Genomic DNA, 20,373 nt, shown 5'->3' with positions numbered 1-20,373 from the left:
ACTGCAGCCGGACCCGATCGTTGAGGTTACCAGCCCGCTGAACAGGGTCTTCAGGCGCCGTCCAGCCCGAAGGCGCGGACCACCCGGTACCGGGGACCGCCCGGCCCGCGTTCGCTGGCCATCAGCACCACCTCGGCGGCCCGCCAGCTCCGGCTCGTGAAGCCGGCCAGCTCCCCGGTCCAACGCGCGGCGAGCGCCGGTTCTTCCCGGGGGAACCGCGCGAGCGTCAGATGGGCCCGGTAAGGCCTCGGCTCGGCGCCGGCCCCCGCGGCGAGCGCGAGCGGCGTCAGTTCCGCTCCGGCAGCAGTCAACCACAGCACCCCGGGGAACGTCGCGGCCTTTTCCAGGCGGACGTCGACGCCCGCCCGCCCGGCCAGCCGGTCCGCGAGCCACGCGGCCCGGATCTCCCCGTCGTCCGGCCCGTAGTAGGCCAGGGTGATGTGCCAGCGCTCCGGCGGCTCCCAGCGCAGGCCGTCCCCGGGATCGCCGAGGGCCTCGGCGACCGCTTCGACGACGTCGGCCGGCGGGACCAGCGCGCTGAACAGGACCGGCATCAGCCGCCGTGGCCCGCCCGGCGCAGCAGGTCGGCGATGGCCGGGAACTCGTCGTCGAGCCGCTTGGCGGCCTCGCCGAGGTCCTCGTCCTCGGCCAGGTCACGCAGGTAGGCGAGGACCTTCTGGTCTTCGTTGACGACCGGGATGTTGTCGCGGCCGACGGTGGGCCGGGAGTCGCGGACGTCCTCCATCGCGGCCAGCATCGCGTCGCGGTTGCCGGCGGCGACCTCGGGCACCAGGATCTTGCGCTCGAGCATGATCATCCTGGCCAGCACGACCGGGTTGCCGATCTTCGCGCGGCGCCCGCTCATCACCTGGCTGAGCATGGGGGCACTGATGCCGAGGACTTCGGCCAGGAACGCCTGCGAAACGTCGAACGCGACGACGAGCCGGCGCACGCGGTCACCGAGCGGCTCCCCGTACCACTCGCGCTGCAACGCGATGTTGCGCTGGACGATCTTGTGGTCCTCCACCAGTTCCGCTCCCCCTACCCTGTCGGCGCACACCGCCCGTGAGCATCTTGCCACCGCTGTCACGTGGTCGGACGCGGAATCCCCTATTCGTCCCCGGTCAGGGCGTCCGGGGGCACTTCGAGTGCCTTTCTCGTCTCGACGACGTCCTCGTCGATCTGCGCGACCAGCCCGGCCGAGTCGGCGAACCGCACCTGGTCGCGCAGCCGCGCCACGAAGTCGATCGCCACGTGCTGGCCGTAGAAGTCCTCTTCGACGTCGAGGACGAACGCCTCGACGGTCCGTTCGCGCCCGGAGAAGGTGGGATTGGTGCCCACCGAGACCGCGGCGCGCAGCCGGCGCTGCGGGTCAGCCGAACGAGTGAACCACGCGCTGTACACGCCGTCGGCCGGGACGGCCGCGAAGCGCGGCGTCGACAGGTTCGCCGTGGGGTAGCCGAGCTCGTGGCCCCGGCCGTCGCCGCGGACGACGATCCCTTCGAGACGGTGCGGGCGGCCCAGGGCTTCGGCGGCGGCGGCGACGTCACCGGCGTCGATGCACGACCGGACGTAAGTGCTCGAGAAGGTGATCGCGGACTGGTCCTCTTCGGACAGTTCCTTGCCCTGCAGCTCGGCGCCGTACGCGGCGAAACCGAACCGGCGGCCGAGGGTGCGGAGCAGCTCGACGTTCCCGGCCGCCTTGTTGCCGAAGGTGAAGTTGTCGCCGACGATCACCGCGGCCGCGTGCAGCCGGTCGACCAGCACCTCGTGCACGAACTCCTCCGGCTGCAGCCGGGACAGCTCCAAGGTGAACGGCAGCACGCAGAAGACGTCGATGCCGAGTCCTTCGACGATCTCCGCCTTGCGCCGCAGCGTCGTCAGCTGCGCCGGGTGGCTGCCCGGGCGCAGCACCTCCGACGGGTGCGGGTCGAACGTCAGCATGACGCTCGGCAGGCCGCGTTCGGCCGCCGCCGCCACCGTCCGGCCGATCAGCTCCTGGTGCCCGCGGTGCACACCGTCGAACACGCCGATGGTGACCACGCACCGGCCCCAGCCGCCGGGAAGGTCCCCCAGTCCACGCCACCGCAGCACGTCGCACTCCCGTCTTCTCGAGCTCACCCTAGGCGGGCAGCAACACGACCACTGCGCGGGACACGCCTTGTTCGTCGGCGGCCAGTGCGAGCACCCGGCCGTCGGGCCCGAAGACCCCGTAGGTGCCCTCGAGCCCCGCCGCCGGGATGCGCTGGCCGTGGCGGACCGCCTTCGCCGTCGCGGCGTCGAGGTCGCGCCGCGGGAAGGCCGCGGCGACGGCGGCGTCGAGGTCCAGGCTCAGTTCGGGCTGCTCTTCGAGCTGGTCGAGCGTCCTCGCCCTGGCCAGGGTGAAGGGACCGACCGTGGTGCGCCGGAGGGCCTTCAGGTGGCCGCCGACGCCGAGGTCCGCGCCGAGGTCGCGGGCCAGCGCGCGGACGTAGGTGCCGGACGAGCACTCGACGACCGCGTCGACCTCGACGTGGTCCTCCTCGTGGCGGACGGCGAGGACGTCGAAGCGGTAGACGGTGACCGGGCGGGCCGGGATCACGACGTCCTCGCCGGCGCGGACGCGGGCGTAGGCGCGCTTGCCGTCGATCTTGACCGCGCTGACCGCGCTGGGCACCTGCTGGATGTCGCCGGTCAGCTTCGCGACACCGACGGCGATGTCTTCGTCCGTCACGTTCGCGGTCCCGGCCTGCGTGAGGACTTCACCCTCGGCGTCGTCGGTCGTGGTGCTGCTGCCGAGGCTCAGCGTGGCCAGGTACGTCTTGCGGTCCAGCGCCAGGTGGCCGAGCAGCTTGGTGGCGCGTTCGATGCCGAGCACCAGCACCCCGGTCGCCATCGGGTCGAGCGTGCCGGCGTGCCCCACCTTGCGGGTGCCCATGATGCGGCGAGCGCGGGCGACGACGTCGTGGGACGTCATCCCGGCGGGCTTGTCGACGATGAGCAGGCCGGGTGGCGGGGCAGGACGGCGGGGCGGTTTCGGGCTCGACACGCGGCAAACCCTAGCGGCCGCCGGTCCCGGCACGGACGACGGCCGGACCGCCCGGGCCGGGCCAGGATGGGGGTGTGACGGAGACCGAAGTCCGGGCCGTCCGGCCCGCGGAGCTCGAAGCGGTCGCCGGGCTCCGGTGGCGGTGGGTGGCCGAGCGGGACGGCCTGCCCGGCGACGGCCGAGCGGAGTTCGTGCGGGAGTTCGCCGACTGGGCGCGGGAGAACGCGGCCACCCACCGCTGCCTCGTGCTGGTGCGCGACGCCCGGGTGCTCGGGATGGCGTTCCTGGCGATCACCCCGCGCGTGCCGACGCCGATGGCGCCGTCGCGGGCCGCCGGGGACGTGCAGAGCGTGTACGTCGTGCCGGAAGCCCGCGACGGCGGCCTCGGCGGGCAGCTGATCGACGGCGTCCTGCGGCTGGCCGGGGAGCTGGGGCTGGAACGGGTCACCGTGCACTCGTCGCCGCGGGCCGTGCCCGCCTACGAGCGGCGCGGGTTCTCGGTGGCGCCGCAGCTCCTGCAGGCGCTCGTCACGCCGCCACGATCGGCGTCTCGGGCAGCGCGGCGTCCCAGCGGCGGCGGGTGATCCGCACCGGCAGCTCCTCGCCGCGGGCCTCGGCGAGGAACAGGTGGGCGCGGGTCCGGCGCCACCACACGAGCATCCGGAACGTGCCGAGGGCCAGCACCGCGACGAGCGCCAGCAGCGCCACCCGGAAGTTCCCGCCGGTGGCCTGCAGCAGCACGCCGACGGCGAGCGCGGCGATCGTCGTCGCCACGAAGCCGCCGACGTTGACCACGCCGGTCGCCGTGCCGACCCGGCTGAGCGGGTTGTAGTCGCGGGCGAGGGCGAAGCCGATCATCGACGCCGGGCCGCCGAGGGCGACGAAGGCGAACGCGGGCACCAGTACCGGCACCGGCACCTGGCCCGGCCAGCCCAGCAGCACCGCCCAGACCAGCGCGGCGCCGCCGATGTAGCCGCCCACCAGCGGCATCCGCAGGGACGGGTGCCTGCCGATCAGGCCGCCGAGCAGCGGGCCACCCGCCATCGACCCGAAGACGAACACGGTGAGCAGCGCGCTCGCCGTGGCCTTCGACTGCCCCTGGCCCTGGACCAGCCAGGGGACGCCCCACAGCAGCGTCAGGGCGTTCGGGGCGAACATCGTGCTGAAGTGGACCCAGAAGCCCAGGCGCGTCCCGGGCGTCCGCCAGGCCTCGGCGACCCGGCGGGCGAGTTCCCGCGGGCGGACCTCGTCGCGGACGGGCGGCTGCTCGCCGGCCGGGAGGTCGCGGACCCGCAGCGTCACGACGACGGTGTAGAGGACCGTGACGGCGCCGACGGCCAGGAAGGTGGGGGTCCAGCCGGCGCTGTCGAGCAGCAGCGACAGCGGGACGGTGGCGGCGAGGTTGCCGATGTAGCCGACGGCCGCGGTGAACGACGTCAGCAGGGCGTACTGGCGGCCCGGGAAGTGGGCCGCGACCAGGCGCAGAACGCTGACGAACGTGAGCGCGTCGCCGAGGCCGAGCACGCCGCGGGCGAGCAGGCCGAGGCCGTAGGAATGGGCGACGCCGAGCAGGAGCTGGCCGGCGCCGAGCACCAGCACGGCGACGGTGAGCACGCGGCGGGGGCCGTAGCGGTCGACCAGGACGCCGGTCGGGATCTGCATCGCGGCGTAGACGCCGACCTGCAGCACGGTGAAGGTGCCGAGCGCGGCCGCGCCGACGCCGAAGCGCTCGGCGGCCTGCAGCCCGGCGACGCCGAAGGACGTCCGGTGGAAGACGGCGAGGAGGTAGACGGTGACGGCGGCGAGCCAGATCAGCCAGGACCGGGCGGTGGCACGGCCGGTGGCGGGCGGCACAAGTTCCTCCAGGGTTCGGGCGTCGGGGTCCCTGTTGGTTGTATCGCCTAAGCAACCACGAACCATAGCCGTGACCCGGGTGGTTTTCCCCACAGGTAACCCCGATCACCCGTGCTCAGAGGCGGATCTGGCGTGATTGGAGACGTAACTCGCGTGATGGGGGACGGAACTCGCGAGTTACGGCTTCAATCACGCGGGTTACGGGTCTGATCACGCGGGTTACGGGTTCAGGTGGGGCGGGTGGCGCCGGTTACCGCCCAGTTTCCGGAGCGCCAACGGGCCAGGACCGCCGCCAGGCGGAGGACCATGAAGAGGGAGAGGCCGGTCCAGATGCCCGTCAGGCCCCAGCCGAAGCCGAGGGACGCCCAGATCAGCGGCAGGAAGCCGAGGGCCGCGCTGCCGAGGGTCGCGTTGCGGAGGAAGGCGGCGTCGCCCGCGCCCAGGAGCACGCCGTCCAGGGCGAAGACCACGCCGGCGATCGGCTGCAGGGCCACGAAGAACCACCACGCGTGCGGGATCTCGGCGAGCACGCCCGGGTCGGACGTGAACGCGTGCGGCAGCACCCACGACAGCGCCGCGAACAGCACGCCCAGGAAGCAGCCCATCAGCAGGCCGTACCCGGTGATCTGTGACGCGACCCCGCGCGCCTGCCGGACCGCGCCCGCGCCGAGGGCCGCCCCGACCAGCGACTGCGCCGCGATCGCGACCGAGTCCAGCACCAGCGCGAGGAACGTCCACAGCTGCAGCACCACCTGGTGGGCGCCGACCGCCTCGGTCGACGTCCGGGCCGCGACGGCCGCCGCCGAGACGAAGCACGCCTGGAACGCCAGGCTGCGCAGCACCAGGTCGCGGCCGAGGCCGAGCTGGGCGCGCATCACCTTGAAGTCCGGCCGGAGGCCGACCTTCTCGCGAGCCAGCGCCAGGAAGAACAGCGACGCCGAGATCACCTGCGCGACGACGTTCGCGATCGCCGAACCCTCCAGGCCGAGCCCCGCCCCGTAGACGAGCACCGGGCACAGGACGGCCGAGATCCCGTTGCCCGCCAGCACGTACCGCAACGGCTTCGCGGCGTCCTGCACCCCGCGCATCCAGCCGTTGCCCGCCATGGTGACCAGGATCAGCGGCGCCCCGAACAACGCGATCCGCACCCACGACACCGCCGCGGCCGCGACCTCGTCGCTGCCCGAGAGGACCCGCGCGATCGGCCAGGCCAGCAGCTGCCCCGCGGCCAGCACGACGAGCCCGACGAAGACCGCCAGCCACGTCGCCTGCACGCCTTCGCGGACCGCGTCGGCCCGGCGGCCGGCACCGTGCAGCCGCGCGGTGCGGGACGTCGTGCCGTACGACAGGAACGTCAGCTGGCTCGACACCTGGGCCAGCACGACGCCGCCGAGCGCGAGCCCGGCCAGCGACAGCGCGTCGAGGTGACCGACCACGGCGGTGTCGACCAGCACGTACAGCGGCTCGGCGGCCAGCACCCCCAGCGCGGGCACGGCCAGGCCCAGCACGCGCTTCGCCGGTACCCGCTCGGTCTCGTCCACGTTCACCACGCACCGGACTCTAACCGCCGCCACCGACAGTTCTGACCGGCGGGAACCCGGGACTTCCCATCCCCCGCCGGCCGACGCGCTACAGCAGCGGGGCCCGCTCCAAGGCGTCGCGCAACCCCGCCACGACCTCCTCGGCGGAGCCCGCGATCGTGCAGCCCGCGGCCTGCCGGTGCCCGCCGCCGCCGAACTCCGCCGCCACTGCCGAGACGTCGATCCCGATGGAGCGCAACGAGATCTGCCACTGCCCGGGGTGGGCCAGGTCTTCCTTGAGCACGGCCGCGACGGCCGCCTCGCGCACCGAGCGGACGACGTCGATGACCGACTCGACCTCTTCGCCGCGGACCGTGCGCGCCGCATCGGCCCGGACCACCGCGTGCACGAACCCGTGGCCCTGCGCGGCTTCCGGCTCCAGCACCGCCTGGCTCAGCACGGACGCCAGCATCGGCAGCCAGGAGAACGGGCGCTCGTCGACGATCCGCCGCACGATCGCCTCGGGGTCGGCTCCCGCTTCCAGCAGCCGGGCCGCCATCCGGTGCGTCTCCGGGCTCGCCCGGCGGAACCCGCTGGTGTCGGTGACGATCCCCGCGTAGAGCCCGCGCGCGATCGGCTCGTCCAGCTCGGCGCCCAGCTCCTCCAGCACCCGGAACACGAGGACCGCGCTGGCCTCGGCGCTCTCGTCGACGACGTGGCAGGTGCCGTAGAAGGTGTTGGTCGCGTGGTGGTCGATGACGAGCACCGCGCCGGCGAGTCCGACGCGCCCGGCGAGCCGGCCGAGCCGCTTCGGCGTCGGCGTGTCGACGCAGACGAGCAGCGCGTCGGCGTCCGGCAGGGCGTCCGGGTGGGTGAGCAGGCCGTCCTCGTCGAGCCACCGCAGCGTCTCCGGGGCCTCGTCGGGCTCGCCGAACGAGACGCGCACGCGGGCACCACGCTGCCGCAGGGCCCGGCCGAGGGCCAGTGCGCTGCCCAGCGCATCCGCGTCGGGCCGGACGTGGCCGAGGATCGTCACGTCCGTGGCCGACGCGAGCAGCGCGGCCGCGTCCCGGATGTCCTGCGCCGAAGTAGGGGTCACGGTGCGTCACGCTACGCTCTGCGGGATGCCTGAGTACGCGATGCTGGTCTACCCGTCGGCCAACCGGGTCTACGCCGCCTCCTCCCTGGCGCTGCTGCGCGCCGAGCTGGCGGTGTTCGGCGCGGGCCTGGCGGCCGAGCTGTCCGCGATCGACGAGGTCGAGCTCGGCGGCGTCGGCTACGTGCGCTTCACGAGTTCGGCGCCCCTCGGCGAGCGTGACCTCGCGTTCCTGTCGAACCTCTCGTCGCTGTACGCGCTGTTCGAGCTCGGTGACGGCGTCCTGCGCCCGGTGCCCGTGACGCCGCTGGCGAAGGCCGACTCGGACCTGCTGACCATCCAGAAGTACGCGGGCAAGACGAACGAGCTGTTCACCAAGCTGCTGGTGAACGTCACGGTGCTGGCGACGGCGGACCCGGCGGGGCTGCTGTCGGACAAGCCCAAGTACCTGCTCGACCCGCTGTGCGGCCGCGGCACCACGCTCAACCAGGCGATGATGTACGGCCTGCACGCGACCGGCCTGGACGTCGACGCCAAGGACTTCGAGGCGTACGAAGCGTTCATCAAGACGTGGCTGCGGAACAAGCGCGTGAAGCACACCGCCGAGTCCGGCCAGCTGCGGCGCAACAAGGTCCGGCTCGGGCGGCGGCTCGACGTCGAGTACGCGCTGACGAAGGAAGCGTACAAAGCGGGCGAGACGCGCAAGCTCACCTACTTCAACGCCGACACCCTGACCACCGACGAGGTGCTGCGGGCGAACTCCTTCGACGTGATCGTGACCGACGCGCCGTACGGCGTCCAGCACGGCAGCCACCGCGAGGCGGGTCTGCAGCGGAGCCCGCGTGACCTGCTCGCGGCGGCCGTCCCGGTGTGGACGCGGGTGCTGCGGCCCGGCGGGGCGCTGGGCATCTCGTGGAACACGACCGTGCTGCCGCGGGAAGAACTCGTCGAGGTGCTCCGCAAGGCCGGGCTCGACGTCCGCGAGGGCGGCCCGTGGGAGGAGTTCGCCCACCGGGTGGACCAGGCCATCCTGCGTGACCTGGTCGTCGCGGCCAAACCCGCTTCCTGAGTCGACAAAGCGCTTTCAGGACGCGGTGAGCTCACCCGGCTTGGGCAGCTGCCCGTTCGCTTCCGGCACGGGCGCGGGCGACGGCGGGGTGCTCAGGCCGCGCTTCACCGAGTCCAAGATGGACAGTCCCTGGCCGACGAGCCCGGCGGCCATCTCCCCGAGGCCGTCGGCGCCGTTGAGGATGTTGACGTTCGCCCCCGACAGCCCCCGCCCGGCCTCCCTGACGATCTGCGGCAGCTGGTCGATGAGCATCCGGTCGAGCGCGACCCGGTTGTGCGACGCGGCCGCCTCCGCCTGCACGCGCATCTTCTCCGCCTCGGCGATCGCCAGGATGCGGATCCGCTCGGCCTCCGCGTCGGCGGGCTTGATGACCTCGGCCACCAGCTGCTGCTGCCGCAGCTCGGCCTCGCGCTGGGCCAGCACGGTGCGCGCGTCGATGACCTCCTGCTGCGCCTTCGCCTGCGCGAGCGGGCCGGCCTGGGCGGCCTCGGCCTGCGCCGCCTCGACCTCGGCGCGGTACTGCGCCTGCACGATCGACGTCTGCCGGGCGTACTCGGCCTGCGTCCGCTGCGACTCCTGTTCCGCCTCCGCCGCGGTCTTGTTCGCCACGGCCTGCGCGATCTGGGCGTCCCGCTGGATGGCGGCGTTGTGCGGGGCGGCCATCGCGGCGATGTAGCCGAGCTTCATGTCGTCGATCGACTGGATCTGCAGGGCGTCGACGGTGAGCCCGATCTTCGCCATCTCGACGGCCGAGCCGTCCAGCACCTCGGTCGCGAGCTTCTGCCGCTCGGTGATGATCTCCTCGACGGTCATCGACCCGATGATGGACCGCAGGTGCCCGGCGAAGATCCGGCCGGTCAGCACGGACATCTGGTCCTGGTCGGAGAGGAACCGCTGACCGGCGTTGACGATGCTTTCGGTGTCGTTGCCGACCTTGAACGCGATCACCGCTCGCACCGTGAGGGCGATCGCCTGCTTCGTCACGCACACTTCGGTCACTTCGGCCTCGCACATGGCGAGCGTGAGGAACCGGACTTTCCGGAAGACGGGCATGACGAACGCGCCGTGGCCCGTGACGACCCGGAACGGCGACGCGCCCTTGCTGTTGCCCCCGGAGATCAGCATCGCCTCGTTGGGCGCCGGCACGCGATAACCGAACATCGACTGTCCTTCTACAAGCACTAGGAAGCAGGATCCGAGGCGTCCCACGCCACGACGTCGACCGTGCGCCGTCCCCGGGTTTCCACGACCAGGACGGTCGTGCCCTTCGGCAGCTCCGTGTCGGACCAGGCAAGGAAGGTTTCCAGGCCACCCCTGATCCTGATCAGCACCTCCCCGGGGCCCCGCTGTCCGCGGGTGCCGACCAGGAGGACTCCGGTGCGGCCGGACGGGGAGAGATCGGAATGCATGGTGCCGACCTCCCTCGGTGGCCGCCTCGATGCGGGTTCACCCCCGCTTGCCCCATTGTGCTCCCCCCGGGCGCACGGGGCAGGCGCTGTGAGGTTCCGATCAGGGAGGCAACCGCGCGGGCCGCTCGAGCGTACGGATGGCTGACCTTGGCTATACTGCGGAGCGTGACCGTCGAGCAACGTCCCCTGCGCGCGGACGCCCGGCGCAACCGGGAGGCACTGGTCGCGGCCGCGCGGGAAGTGTTCGGCGCCAAGGGCGTCGACGCCCCGCTCGACGAGATCGCGCGGCGCGCCGAGGTCGCCATCGGCACCCTCTACAACCGGTTCCCGACGCGGGTGGAGCTCGTCGAAGCCGCGTTCCTGCCGACGCTGGAGGAAGCTCAGGCCGTGACGGAAGAGGCCCTCGCGTGCGAGGACCCGTGGGACGGTTTCGTCCTGTTCCTCGAGCGGTCGGTGCTGATGCAGGTCTCCGACCGCGGCTTCACCGAAGTCTGCTCGCGGGCGTTCGATCCGGCGTCCGGACTGGAAAAAGCCAAGCACGCCAACGGTTCCCGGATGCTCCGGATCATCGAGCGGGCCCAGGAGGCCGGGGTACTGCGGCCGGACTTCCGCGGCGAGGACCTGGCGATCGTGTTCGCCGCGGCGACCGCGACCCGCGACTGGCGGCGCGCGCTGGGCCTGGTCCTCGACGGGCTGCGCGTGCGGTGAGCTGGCTCGAGGACACCGCCACCTCCTACGACACGGTGGCGCCGAGCTACGCCGGCTTCGTTTCGGACGCGCTCGAGAAGGAGCCGTACCTGAAGGCGGCGCTGACGCTGTTCGCGTCGCAGGTCGACGGACCGGCACTGGACGCCGGCTGCGGCCCGGGGCACTTCACGGCCTACCTGGCTTCGCTGGGCGTCGACGCGTCCGGCATCGACCTCTCCCCCGGGATGGTCGACCTCGCGCGCCGGTCGCACCCGGAGCTGCGGTTCGAGGTGGGGTCGATGACGGACCTCGCGCTGCCCGACGCGTCGGTCGCGGGTGTGCTCGCGTCCTGGTCGCTGATCCACGTCCCGGACGACTCGGTACCGGTGGCGCTGGGTCACTTCCACCGCGTGCTGCGGCCGGGCGGCCTGCTGGTGATCGGCTACCACGTCGGCGCGGGCACCCGGCTGAAGACCCAGGGCTACGGCGGGCACCCGATGCGGGTCAACATCCACCTCCGGCAGCCGTGGTGGCTGGCCCGGCGGGTGCGGGAGGCCGGCTTCACCGTGGACGCGGAATGGCTGCTGAACCCCGGAGCCAAGGTGCCGCAGGCGATCCTGTTCGCTGCGAAATAGCCGGTTCATGAGTTACGCTCCCCCCATGCAGATGGGGGTTTTCCGCCGGTTCGGCCTGTTCGTGACTGTCATTCTTTCGGCGCTCGCCTCGACGCTGCTGCTCGGCGCGTCCGCCGCGCACGCCGCGCCACCCCCGCTGGGCAAGCAGAACTGGGTGGTCAGCGTCGCCGGGTTCACCGACGCCGTCGGCAGCAACTACCTGCGGCTGGGCTACCTCGTGTTCGATCCGTCGAGCAACGCCGTGCAGCACAACTTCTGGACGTGGAGCCAGCGCGACTACCCCGTTCCGGTGAACAGCGGGGACGTCTACTACTGCGGCGAGTTCCAGCCCGGCACCAACCCGCGGAACAACTGCGCGATCAAGACCGCGCCCGGGTTCACCGGCGACCCGAACGGCCACTTCACCGGCACCTACGCCTACGACTCGACGTCCGGTCAGGTGAAGATCACCTGGACGAGCAGCACGATCAACGGCTCGACGACCGCGGTGAACCTCGGCGAGACCTGGGCGGTCTCCGAGCTGCACCCGGGCCTGGGCCGGATGCAGCTGGTGAACGACACCTACTCGATCACCGGTGGCTACGCGTACGGCAGCAACGCCTCGCTCGCGCAGACCAGCAAGGCGTCGATGAGTGCCATCCGCGCCACCGAACGGAAGTACGTGTACGAGGCGCACAGCTGGAACAAGCTGAAGGTCACCACCGTGGCCCGCGGATCGGCGGGCAGCTTCACGGTGAGCCCCAGCTGGAACGCCTGCACGGACGGTTCGTGCCTCGGGTACGTGCAGAAGAACGCGGGGTGCGACGCGGCGTCCTGCTGCCCGAACCCGGGCACCGCCGAGTACGACGCGTGCGTGAAGAAGCTCGCCGACAGCGGCGACCGGCGGTTCTACTACCTGACCGGCGACCTGGGCGGCCGGCGCAACAGCTACGAATTCTGGTGCGAATGCCTGTCCTACGACGGGTGCTACCTGGGGAACAGCCACGTGCGGCCGCTGCTGCAGGTGATCGACGACGCGGGAGCGTTCCAGGGCTGGGTGGGCGCCGAGGTCAGCCCCGACCGCAGCGGCACCCGGACCCCGGACGGCGAGTACTACGCCGCCTTCGCGATGGTGGCCTGACTCCCGGAGAACCGGTCACGCCAGGCGTTGCCCGACGAACTTCAGGACCTCCGGCAGGACGCCACGCCAGTATTCGTCGTCGTGCTTGCCCGGCGAGAACCGGGACACCGCCGGGTTCACGGCCTTCACCAGCTTGCGGTCCGCCCCCAGGAACGGGTCCGACTCGCCGCACCACGCGCCGAGGGCCGTGGGGCGCAGATCGGCGGTGTGCAGCAACGGTTCCTCCGCCCGCCAGTTCGCCTCGTCCGCGAACACCTTGCGGCTGCGGGCGTCCGGCCAGCTGACGAACAGGGCCGCGCTCGCCGTGGCCACCGCCTTCAGGTCCGGGTGGGCGCGGGCGAACCGCAACGCGCCGAAGCCGCCCATCGAAATGCCGAACACCGCCGATGCCAGGCGCAGGTCGCGGCCGGCCAGCCAGCCGGGGACTTCGTCGGTGAGCATGCGCTGCGGGTCGTCACCGCCGCCGACGTCCACCCAGTAGTGGTCGCCGTCGACCGCCGCGATGGCGAACGGTGGTGTTCCGGTGCGGACCGCCGCCGTCAGCAGTGCGGGGACGCCGAGCGAGAGGAACGTCCGGGCCCGGGCGCCGCGGCCGTGCAGGGCCAGGCACACCGGCAGCCCGGCGGCCGGGACGCCTTCGGGCGTGATCAGTACCAGGTCGACGTCGGTGCCACGGGCCGCCGACCGCATGCGCTGCACCGTCACGGGGTCGCGCAGCGCCGCCGGACGGGTCGGCGGCGGGACCGCGGACGGACCGGGTGGTGGCCCGGACGGCGACGGCGAACAGCCCGCCAGCAGCGCGAGTGCGCTGCCGGCGAGCAGCCCGCGGCGGGAGAGCACGGGTCAGCCCCGGCTTTCCTCCTCCGCCAATTCGTCTTCTTCGGCCTCTTCGCGAGGCGCCTTGTACGGGTCGGGCTCACCGGCGTGCTGGGCACCGGTCGCGCGCCGCGCGACCTCCGCGTCGGCCTCCCGGGCCTTCGCGAGCAGGTCTTCGATCCGCTTCGACTCCTCGGGAATCGTGTCGGCGATGAAGGTCAGGGTCGGCGTGTAGCGGACCCCGGTGCCCTGCCCGACCTTCGTGCGCAGCACTCCGCGCGCCGATTCGAGCGCGGCGGCGGCGCCGGCGAAGTCCGGGGGGACGTCCAGCTTCTCACCGAGCACCGTGTAGTAGACCGTCGCGTCGTGCAGGTCGCCGGTGACCTTCGTGTCCGTGATGGTCACGTAGTCCAGCCGGGGGTCCTTGACCTCGTGCTCGATGGCGGACGCCACGATCTGTGAGATCCGCTTGGCGAGCTTGCGAGCCCGAGCAGGATCAGCCATGTCTTTCTCCTAGTCTTCTGGACCGAGCAGCCGGCGGCGTGCGGTGAGCAGCTCGAACTCCGGCCGGCTCGCCACGTACCGCTCACACGAGTCGAGCACGTCCCGGACGTGCTCGCCGGCTTCGGCGACCACGGCCACCCCGATGAGGGTCCGGCGGTGCAGTTCGGTGTGCCCGGCTTCGGCCACCGATACGGCGAAGCGCTTGCGCACCTCGGCCAGCACCGGACGGACCACGGATCGCTTCTGCTTCAGCGAATGGACGTCGCCGAGCAGGATGTCGAGCTCAAGGGCTCCGACGAACATAGGCAAGTGAGGTGGTGTCGTAGGGAATGGGAAGCGAAACCCCCGGGTGTGCGGCCGAAACCGCACACCCGGGGACTCACGCCTTACTCACGCACGGGGCTTCTCGCGCTGCTCGTACGTCTCGATCAGGTCGCCGACCTTGAGGTCGCCGTACGAACCGAGCGTCAGACCGCACTCGTAGCCCTCGCGGACCTCGACCACGTCGTCCTTGAACCGCCGCAGCGAGCTGACCGGCAGGTTCTCCGCGACGACAGTGCCGTCGCGCAGCAGCCGGGCCCGCGCGTTGCGCCGGATCTCGCCGGACATGACCAGGCAACCCGCGATCGTGCCGATCTTGGAGGACTTGAAGACCTCGCGAACCTCCGCGCGGCCCAGCTCGACCTCTTCGTACTCCGGCTTGAGCATGCCCTTGAGGGCCTGCTCGATCTCGTCGATCGCCTGGTAGATGACCGTGTAGTACCGGACGTCGACGCCCTCGCGGGTGGCCCGCTCGGTCGCCTTGCCCTGGGCGCGGACGTTGAACCCGAGGACGATCGCGTCGGACGCGGTCGCCAGGTCGATGTCCGACTCGGTCACGCCACCGACACCGCGGTGGACCACGTTCAGCTCGACCTCGTCGCCGACGTCCAGCTGCAGCAGCGAGGCTTCGAGGGCCTCGACCGTACCCGAGTTGTCACCCTTGATGATCAGGTTGAGGCTGTTCGTCTCCTTCAAGGCGGAGTCGAGGTCCTCGAGGCTGACCCGCTTGCGGCGCGACGCGTTGAGCGCGTTCCGCGTACGAGCCGACCGGCGCTCGGCGATCTGCCGGGCGACGCGGTCCTCGTCGACCACCAGGAAGGTGTCGCCCGCACCCGGCACCGAGGTGAACCCGATGACCTGGACGGGACGCGACGGCAGCGCCTCGGTGACGTCGACGTTGTGCTCGTCGACCATCCGGCGGACGCGGCCGTAGGCGTCACCCGCCACGACCGAGTCACCGACGCGCAGCGTGCCGCGCTGGACCAGGACGGTGGCCACCGGGCCGCGGCCGCGGTCGAGGTGCGCCTCGATCGCGACACCCTGGGCCTCCATGTCCGGGTTGGCCCGGAGGTCCAGAGCGGCGTCGGCGGTCAGCAGGATCGCCTCGAGCAGGCCATCGATGTTGATGTTCTGCCGCGCGGAGATCTCGACGAACATCGTGTCGCCGCCGTACTCCTCGGCCACGAGGTTGTACTCGGTCAGCTGCTGCCGGATCTTGTCCGGGTTCGCGCCTTCCTTGTCGATCTTGTTGATCGCGACCACGATCGGGGCCTTGGCGGCCTGCGCGTGGTTGATCGCCTCGACCGTCTGCGGCATCACACCGTCGTCGGCCGCCACCACGATCACCGCGATGTCGGTCGAGTTCGCACCACGGGCACGCATGGCGGTGAACGCCTCGTGACCCGGGGTGTCGATGAAGGTGATCAGGCGCGGGTTGCCCTCGAGCTCGGTCTCGATCTGGTACGCACCGATGTGCTGCGTGATGCCGCCGGCCTCGCTCTCGCGGACCTTCGTCTTCCGGATCGTGTCGAGCAGGCGGGTCTTACCGTGGTCGACGTGACCCATGATGGTCACGACCGGCGGCCGGATCTGCAGGTCCTCTTCGCCACCCGCGTCGTCGCCGTAGGTGATGTCGAAGGTCCCGAGCAGTTCGCGGTCCTCCTCCTCGGGGCTGACGACCTGAACGTGGTAGTTCATTTCGCCGCCGAGCAGCTCGAGGATGTCGTCCGACACGGACTGCGTCGCGGTGACCATCTCGCCGAGGTGGAAGAGCACCTGCACCAGCGAAGCCGGGTTGGCGTCGATCTTCTCGGCGAAGTCGGTCAGCGAGGCACCACGCGGCAGCCGGATCGTCTCGCCCTGGCCCTTGGGCAGGCGGACGCCGCCGACGCTGGGCGCCTGCATGTTGTCCATGTACTCCTGGCGCTTCTGCCGCTTCGACTTGCGGCCCTTGCGCGAGGGACCACCGGGACGCCCGAAGGCACCCGCGGTACCGCCACGGCCACCGGGGCCGCCACGACCGCCGCCGCCACCGCGGAAGCCACCGCCACCGGCCGGGGCACCGCCACCGCCACCGGGACCGCCGCCACCGGGACGGAAGCCGCCACCGGCACCGCCGCCGCCACCAGGACGGAAGCCGCCGCCACCGCCGCCGCCACCGGGACCGCCGCGGAAACCGCCGCCGCCACCGCCACCGGGACCGCCACGGGCACCGCCGCCGGGGCCACCACGGGCGCCGCCACCGGGACCACCGCGGGCGCCGCCACCGGGACCGGGGGCCGGGCGCTGCGTGCGGCCCGGCATCATGCCGGGGTTCGGCCGCGGGGGCATGTTGCCCGGAGTCGGCCGGTTGCCACCGGCGCCACCACCCGGCCGCGGGGCCGGACGGTCACCGCCGGCGCCACCGCCGGGACGCGGGGGCCGGTTGTCGCCGCCCTGACCGCCGCCCGGGCGCGGGCCCTGCGGACGCGGGGCCGGGGCGCCGGAACCGACGCCGAACGGGTTGTTGCCGACGCGCGGGGTGCGCGGGCCGGGCTTGGGACCGCCGGGCTTGGGGCCCTGCGGCTTCGGCGGGACGACCGAACCGGTGCCGCCCGAAGGGGGCGCGGCCGGGGTGTCCTGCTTCGGAGCGTTCGGAGCGGACGGAGCCTCGGCCTTCGCGGCCGGGACCTGCTCCTGGGGTGCGGGCGCGGCGGGCTGCTGACGCGGGCCGGGCCGGGGGCCGGGGCGCTGCCCCTGGCCGGCCGGCTTCGACGCCGCGGGCGCCTGCTGCTGGGGTGCGGCCGGAGCCGACGCGACCGGGGCCGGTGCCGCCTTGGCCGCCGGAGCCTGCTGGGCAGGCGCGGGGGGCTTCGGGGCGGCGGGCGCACCGGGCTTGGCGGCCGGCGGGCCGGGGCGCGCCGAGGGGCCGGGGGTGGGCTTCTTGGCACCCTTGGGGGCATACGCGTCACGAAGACGGCGGGCGACGGGCGCCTCGACCGTGGACGACGCGGACTTGACGAACTCGCCCTGTTCCTTCAACTTCGCGAGAACGTCCTTGCTGGTGATGCCGAGCTCCTTAGCGAGCTCGTGTACTCGGGCCTTGCCTGGCACAGCTCTCCTCATCTAGGGGAGGCCAGGCGGAGAACCCGCTGACCTCGTCCTTATTGTCTGACGCTCATGGCTTCAGCTTCACGGCTGACTCATGACGGGTCGACCTGCTTCCTTGAATCCTCGCGACCCCGGGGATGTCCCGGGTTCGTGGTGCGGAGTGGTGCGTCCGACGTGCTCGCGGAGCTCGCGAGCGTCGAGCGCCCCGGGAGCCCGCAAGGCTCTCGGGAAGGCTCGCCGCCGTTCGGCCTTGGCCAGGCAGTCCGGGTCGGGGTGCAGCCAAGCTCCCCGGCCCGGCAGCCGCCGACGTTCGTCGACGACCACCCGCCCGGCCACCGCGACCACGCGCAGCAGCTCACCGATCAACGCCCGCCGCTTGCAGCCGACACAAGTCCGCACCGGAGAATTCCGGTGGGGCTGGTGCTCGGCTACCCGCCGCGGGCTTCGAACCACTCCTGAGTCTAGCGCTTCGACATTCACTCAGCCGAACCGGTTGTCGCGGCGGGCCGCGATGGACGGGCGTGGTCTTGATCACCCTCGTCGTCCACGGGTGCCGCGTCGCTGCGGATGTCGATCCGCCAGCCGGTCAGACGGGCGGCGAGGCGGGCGTTCTGACCCTCCTTGCCGATCGCCAGCGACAGCTGGAAGTCCGGCACCACGACGCGGGCGGTCTTCGTCCGCTCGTCCACGACTCGTACCGAAACAACCTTCGCGGGCGACAGCGCATTCCCGACGAAGCGGGCCGGGTCCTCGGAGTAGTCGATGATGTCGATCTTCTCACCGGCCAGCTCGCTCATCACGTTGCGCACGCGTGCACCGACCGGGCCGATGCAGGCACCCTTGGCGTTGACGCCCGCCACGGTGGACTTGACCGCGATCTTCGTGCGGTGTCCCGGCTCGCGCGCGACGGCGGCGATCTCGACCGTCCCGTCGGCGATCTCCGGCACCTCCAGCGCGAACAGCTTGCGCACCAGGTTCGGGTGCGAGCGCGAGAGCGTGATCTGCGGGCCGCGGTTGCCTCGCGAGACCGTGACGACGTACGCCTTGATCCGGTTGCCGTGCTCGTAGGACTCCCCGGCCACCTGCTCGGCGGACGGCAGCACCCCTTCGGTGTCACCCACCTGGACCACGACCATGCCGCGGGCGTTGGCGCGGGCGTCGCGCTGGATGACGCCGGCGATGATCTCGCCCTCCTTGGTGGAGAACTCGCCGAAGGTCTTCTCGTGTTCGGCGTCACGCAGCCGCTGCAGGATGACCTGCCGGGCGGTGGTGGCGGCGATCCGGCCGAAGCCCTCCGGTGTGTCGTCCCACTCCTCGTCCACCTGGCCGTCGTGAGTCAGCGTGTGCGCGAGGACGCGCACCAGTCCCGTCTTGCGGTCGATGTCGATGCGGGCGTGCGCCTGGTGGCCCTCGGTGTGCTTGTACGCGGTGAGCAAGGCCGTTTCGATGGCCTCGATCACCGTTTCGAAGGGGATGTCCTTGTCCCGTTCGATCGTCCGCAGCGCGGCGATGTCGACGTTCACTTCGACCCCTTCTCCGTCTCGGCCTGACCGGCAGCGGTCAGGCCGGACGCGTCGCTTTCGAGCAGTTTCAGGTCCTCGGCGGGCGGCTGCTTGAACTCGATCTCCACGACCGCCTTCGCCACGTCGGCGTAGCGGACGTCGCGGAACTTGCCGCCGGCCAGGACACGGGCGGCGTCCTCGCCCGCGTGACCGACCCGGCCGACGAAGGGCTCGCCCTCGGCCGGCGTGATCTTCACCAGGCGGTACCGCGCGCGCCGCCAGTGCCGGGACTGGGTGAGCGGGCGGTCGAGGCCCGGCGAGGTGACCTCCAGCGTGTACGCGCTCGCGAGCACGTGCTCGTTCTCGTCGAGCGTCGCCGAGACCGTGCGGCTGATCTCGGCGATCTCGTCCAGCCCGACACCGTCGTCGGAGTCGACGACGACCTTGACCAGCTGCCGCCGGCCGGCCTGCTGCACCTCGAACGAATCGAGGTCGAAACCCGCGGCGGTGACGGCTTCGGCCACTATCGGCTGAAGCCGGCTGGCGAGTTCTCCTGGCACGTGGGGCTCTCCTTGGTGGGCGCGGTGACTCGGGCTGTCACGTTCGGGTCGGTGGTGGACCAGCTTATCCGGTCGCCCGGTCGCCCCGCGCGAGCGGCGGGGCCGCCCGGGGGCCTGGCAGGATGGGGCGGCGTGACCGGAAGACCGACCGAGCTGACCCGCCGTGCCGCCCTCCGCGCGGGGGCACTGGCCGCATTGGCCGTCCCCCTCGCCGCCTGCGGGCCCGGCTACGACGAAAGCCCCGACCCGCTGCAGCCGCTGCTGGCCGCCGCCCAGGCGGACGCCGCCGCCGCGCGGGCACTGGCCAAGGGCGCGGACGCCGACGCCGCCGGCCAGCTCGCCGACGCGCGGGCGGCGCACGCGGCCGCTCTGAAATCCGAAGTGGACCGGCTGAACCGGCCCACGCCGTCGCCGTCGGCGTCCCCGCCGGCACCCGCGGCGCTGGGCGACCTGAAGGAGCGGCTGGCGGCCGCGCGCAAGCAGGCCGAAGACCTCGTCGGCGGGCTGCCGCGCTACCGCGCCGGGCTGGTCGCGGCCGTGGCGGCGGGCTGTGCGGCGCTGCAGCGCATCGCCCCGGCGCTGGGTCCCGGCGAGGACGCCCCGAAGGTGGGCGCCGCCCCGGCCGGCGCGGTGCCCCCGGAGGCGGTGGACCCGCTGCAGGTGGCGCTGGCCGCCGAGCACGCCGCCGTGTGGGTGTACGGGCTGGTCGGCGCGTTCCTGCCGGGTGAATTCGGCGACGCCGAGAAGAGCGGCGCCGCGGAGCACGCCCTGCGTCGCGACTTCCTGCAGACGACGCTCTCGGCGGCCGCGGCGAGCCCGGTCCCGCCGGAAGCGGCGTACGTGCCGAAGAACCCGGTGACGGACGCGAAGTCGGCGTCGCAGGTGGTCGCGACGGCCGAAGCCGACTGCGCGTCGGCGTGGCTGGCGGTGATCGACCACACCGATGACGCGGGTCTGCGCACGACGGCGCTGCACGCCCTCGTCGCCGCCTCCCGCCGAGGCACCCCCTGGCGGGCGGAGGCGGGCGAGAAGCCCACGGCGATCGCCCTGCCCGGCCAGTCGTGAGTGGTAAGTCGGGTAGGTCGTGGTCGGGCTCGTGCGGCTCGTCGTCGACGACCAGCGTGAAGGAGTCGAGCACCCCGGCGGCCATGAGCGTGCCGAC

Annotated in this window: 22 protein-coding genes; 6 read left to right on the top strand and 16 right to left on the bottom strand. The window is 72.4% G+C overall.

What is annotated here, in order from left to right:
- Positions 1 to 50: 50 nt before the first annotated feature.
- The 4 genes from thpR to truB all read right to left on the bottom strand — a co-directional run bounded on the left by thpR (position 51) and on the right by truB (position 3,028).
- A complete protein-coding gene (thpR, locus tag AB0F15_RS24425) occupies positions 51 to 554 on the bottom strand; it encodes an RNA 2',3'-cyclic phosphodiesterase (protein ID WP_360274422.1) in 504 nt (167 codons plus the stop codon).
- The gene (locus AB0F15_RS24420; RefSeq protein ID WP_328451585.1) at positions 554 to 1,027 is read right to left on the bottom strand and encodes a helix-turn-helix transcriptional regulator; all 474 of its coding nucleotides are present in this window, start codon (positions 1,025 to 1,027) and stop codon (positions 554 to 556) included. The genes thpR and AB0F15_RS24420 overlap by 1 nt, the downstream gene beginning before the upstream one ends.
- An 83-nt stretch (positions 1,028 to 1,110) precedes the next feature.
- Positions 1,111 to 2,094 carry a bifunctional riboflavin kinase/FAD synthetase gene (locus AB0F15_RS24415; RefSeq protein WP_360274418.1) on the bottom strand — a complete coding sequence of 328 codons (984 nt, stop codon included), beginning with the start codon at positions 2,092 to 2,094 and terminating at the stop codon, positions 1,111 to 1,113.
- Positions 2,095 to 2,122: 28 nt separating this feature from the next.
- Positions 2,123 to 3,028, bottom strand: coding sequence for a tRNA pseudouridine(55) synthase TruB (gene truB, locus AB0F15_RS24410; protein ID WP_360274415.1), 906 nt, complete (start codon positions 3,026 to 3,028; stop codon positions 2,123 to 2,125).
- A 74-nt stretch (positions 3,029 to 3,102) separates the two neighbouring features.
- Between truB and AB0F15_RS24405 the strand changes: the two genes are divergently transcribed.
- Positions 3,103 to 3,612: a GNAT family N-acetyltransferase gene (locus AB0F15_RS24405; protein WP_360274412.1), complete on the top strand. Its 510-nt coding sequence runs from the start codon at positions 3,103 to 3,105 to the stop codon at positions 3,610 to 3,612.
- Here AB0F15_RS24405 and AB0F15_RS24400 read toward each other — a convergent pair.
- The 3 genes from AB0F15_RS24400 to AB0F15_RS24390 form a co-directional block, all read right to left on the bottom strand.
- A complete protein-coding gene (locus tag AB0F15_RS24400) occupies positions 3,557 to 4,882 on the bottom strand; it encodes an MFS transporter (protein ID WP_360274409.1) in 1,326 nt (441 codons plus the stop codon). The genes AB0F15_RS24405 and AB0F15_RS24400 overlap by 56 nt on opposite strands.
- A gap of 227 nt (positions 4,883 to 5,109) precedes the next feature.
- Positions 5,110 to 6,429, bottom strand: coding sequence for an MATE family efflux transporter (locus tag AB0F15_RS24395; protein WP_360274589.1), 1,320 nt, complete (start codon positions 6,427 to 6,429; stop codon positions 5,110 to 5,112).
- An 82-nt stretch (positions 6,430 to 6,511) separates the two neighbouring features.
- The gene (locus AB0F15_RS24390; protein WP_360274406.1) at positions 6,512 to 7,501 is read right to left on the bottom strand and encodes a bifunctional oligoribonuclease/PAP phosphatase NrnA; all 990 of its coding nucleotides are present in this window, start codon (positions 7,499 to 7,501) and stop codon (positions 6,512 to 6,514) included.
- 25 nt (positions 7,502 to 7,526) lie between these two features.
- On the opposite strand from AB0F15_RS24390, the gene AB0F15_RS24385 reads away from it, so the two are divergent.
- Positions 7,527 to 8,567 carry an SAM-dependent methyltransferase gene (locus AB0F15_RS24385; protein ID WP_360274403.1) on the top strand — a complete coding sequence of 347 codons (1,041 nt, stop codon included), beginning with the start codon at positions 7,527 to 7,529 and terminating at the stop codon, positions 8,565 to 8,567.
- Between the two features lie 15 nt (positions 8,568 to 8,582).
- Here the strand turns inward: AB0F15_RS24385 and AB0F15_RS24380 are convergent, their stop codons facing one another.
- Together AB0F15_RS24380 and AB0F15_RS24375 are read right to left on the bottom strand one after the other, a co-directional pair.
- Entirely contained in the window at positions 8,583 to 9,728 is a 1,146-nt protein-coding gene (locus AB0F15_RS24380) for an SPFH domain-containing protein (protein WP_360274400.1), read from the bottom strand.
- Between the two features lie 20 nt (positions 9,729 to 9,748).
- Positions 9,749 to 9,976, bottom strand: a complete 228-nt coding sequence (locus tag AB0F15_RS24375; protein WP_003084005.1) for a hypothetical protein — start codon at positions 9,974 to 9,976, stop codon at positions 9,749 to 9,751.
- Positions 9,977 to 10,141: 165 nt separating this feature from the next.
- Here AB0F15_RS24375 and AB0F15_RS24370 point away from each other — a divergent pair, with 165 nt between their 5' ends.
- From AB0F15_RS24370 to AB0F15_RS24360, 3 genes are read left to right on the top strand one after another with little or no spacing between them, the layout of a single operon-like run.
- Entirely contained in the window at positions 10,142 to 10,684 is a 543-nt protein-coding gene (locus tag AB0F15_RS24370; protein WP_360274396.1) for a helix-turn-helix domain-containing protein, read from the top strand.
- On the top strand, positions 10,681 to 11,298 hold the full coding sequence (locus AB0F15_RS24365; protein WP_360274393.1) for a class I SAM-dependent methyltransferase: 618 nt from the start codon (positions 10,681 to 10,683) through the stop codon (positions 11,296 to 11,298). The genes AB0F15_RS24370 and AB0F15_RS24365 overlap by 4 nt, the downstream gene beginning before the upstream one ends.
- 25 nt (positions 11,299 to 11,323) lie before the next feature.
- Entirely contained in the window at positions 11,324 to 12,418 is a 1,095-nt protein-coding gene (locus tag AB0F15_RS24360) for a hypothetical protein (RefSeq protein WP_360274390.1), read from the top strand.
- Positions 12,419 to 12,433: 15 nt separating this feature from the next.
- On the opposite strand, the gene AB0F15_RS24355 is transcribed toward AB0F15_RS24360, so the two are convergent.
- The 7 genes from AB0F15_RS24355 to rimP form a co-directional block, all read right to left on the bottom strand.
- A complete protein-coding gene (locus tag AB0F15_RS24355) occupies positions 12,434 to 13,258 on the bottom strand; it encodes an alpha/beta hydrolase-fold protein (RefSeq protein WP_360274387.1) in 825 nt (274 codons plus the stop codon).
- 3 nt (positions 13,259 to 13,261) lie between these two features.
- Positions 13,262 to 13,738, bottom strand: coding sequence for a 30S ribosome-binding factor RbfA (rbfA, locus tag AB0F15_RS24350; protein ID WP_360274385.1), 477 nt, complete (start codon positions 13,736 to 13,738; stop codon positions 13,262 to 13,264).
- Positions 13,739 to 13,747: 9 nt separating this feature from the next.
- A complete protein-coding gene (locus AB0F15_RS24345) occupies positions 13,748 to 14,041 on the bottom strand; it encodes a DUF503 domain-containing protein (RefSeq protein WP_360274586.1) in 294 nt (97 codons plus the stop codon).
- 87 nt (positions 14,042 to 14,128) lie between these two features.
- Positions 14,129 to 17,152 (bottom strand): translation initiation factor IF-2, encoded by a 3,024-nt coding sequence (gene infB, locus AB0F15_RS24340; protein WP_360274382.1) that lies wholly within the window; start codon positions 17,150 to 17,152, stop codon positions 14,129 to 14,131.
- 78 nt (positions 17,153 to 17,230) lie between these two features.
- Positions 17,231 to 17,548 (bottom strand): YlxR family protein, encoded by a 318-nt coding sequence (locus AB0F15_RS24335; protein ID WP_360274379.1) that lies wholly within the window; start codon positions 17,546 to 17,548, stop codon positions 17,231 to 17,233.
- A gap of 77 nt (positions 17,549 to 17,625) precedes the next feature.
- On the bottom strand, positions 17,626 to 18,672 hold the full coding sequence (nusA, locus tag AB0F15_RS24330; RefSeq protein ID WP_360274376.1) for a transcription termination factor NusA: 1,047 nt from the start codon (positions 18,670 to 18,672) through the stop codon (positions 17,626 to 17,628).
- The gene (gene rimP / locus AB0F15_RS24325) at positions 18,669 to 19,211 is read right to left on the bottom strand and encodes a ribosome maturation factor RimP (protein WP_360274373.1); all 543 of its coding nucleotides are present in this window, start codon (positions 19,209 to 19,211) and stop codon (positions 18,669 to 18,671) included. The genes nusA and rimP overlap by 4 nt, the downstream gene beginning before the upstream one ends.
- Before the next feature lie 132 nt (positions 19,212 to 19,343).
- On the opposite strand from rimP, the gene AB0F15_RS24320 reads away from it, so the two are divergent.
- Complete coding sequence (locus AB0F15_RS24320) at positions 19,344 to 20,276, top strand: ferritin-like domain-containing protein (RefSeq protein ID WP_360274371.1); 933 nt, start codon at positions 19,344 to 19,346, stop codon at positions 20,274 to 20,276.
- Positions 20,277 to 20,373 lie beyond the last annotated feature (97 nt).

It is taken from the genome of Amycolatopsis sp. NPDC026612, assembly GCF_040638285.1.
Classification (GTDB): domain Bacteria; phylum Actinomycetota; class Actinomycetes; order Mycobacteriales; family Pseudonocardiaceae; genus Amycolatopsis.
The sequence above is the reverse complement of the archived record's forward strand: the minus strand, read 5'-3'. Positions and strand labels throughout refer to the sequence as shown.

Excerpts from the sequence above, each read along its gene's own strand:
- thpR (WP_360274422.1), bottom strand. The coding sequence starts at position 554 with ATGCCGGTCCTGTTCAGCGCGCTGGTCCCGCCGGCCGACGTCGTCGAA.
- AB0F15_RS24385 (WP_360274403.1), top strand. The coding sequence starts at position 7,527 with ATGCCTGAGTACGCGATGCTGGTCTACCCGTCGGCCAACCGGGTCTAC.
- AB0F15_RS24380 (WP_360274400.1), bottom strand. The coding sequence starts at position 9,728 with ATGTTCGGTTATCGCGTGCCGGCGCCCAACGAGGCGATGCTGATCTCC.
- AB0F15_RS24375 (WP_003084005.1), bottom strand. The coding sequence starts at position 9,976 with ATGCATTCCGATCTCTCCCCGTCCGGCCGCACCGGAGTCCTCCTGGTC.
- AB0F15_RS24360 (WP_360274390.1), top strand. The coding sequence starts at position 11,324 with ATGCAGATGGGGGTTTTCCGCCGGTTCGGCCTGTTCGTGACTGTCATT.
- rbfA (WP_360274385.1), bottom strand. The coding sequence starts at position 13,738 with ATGGCTGATCCTGCTCGGGCTCGCAAGCTCGCCAAGCGGATCTCACAG.
- AB0F15_RS24345 (WP_360274586.1), bottom strand. The coding sequence starts at position 14,041 with ATGTTCGTCGGAGCCCTTGAGCTCGACATCCTGCTCGGCGACGTCCAT.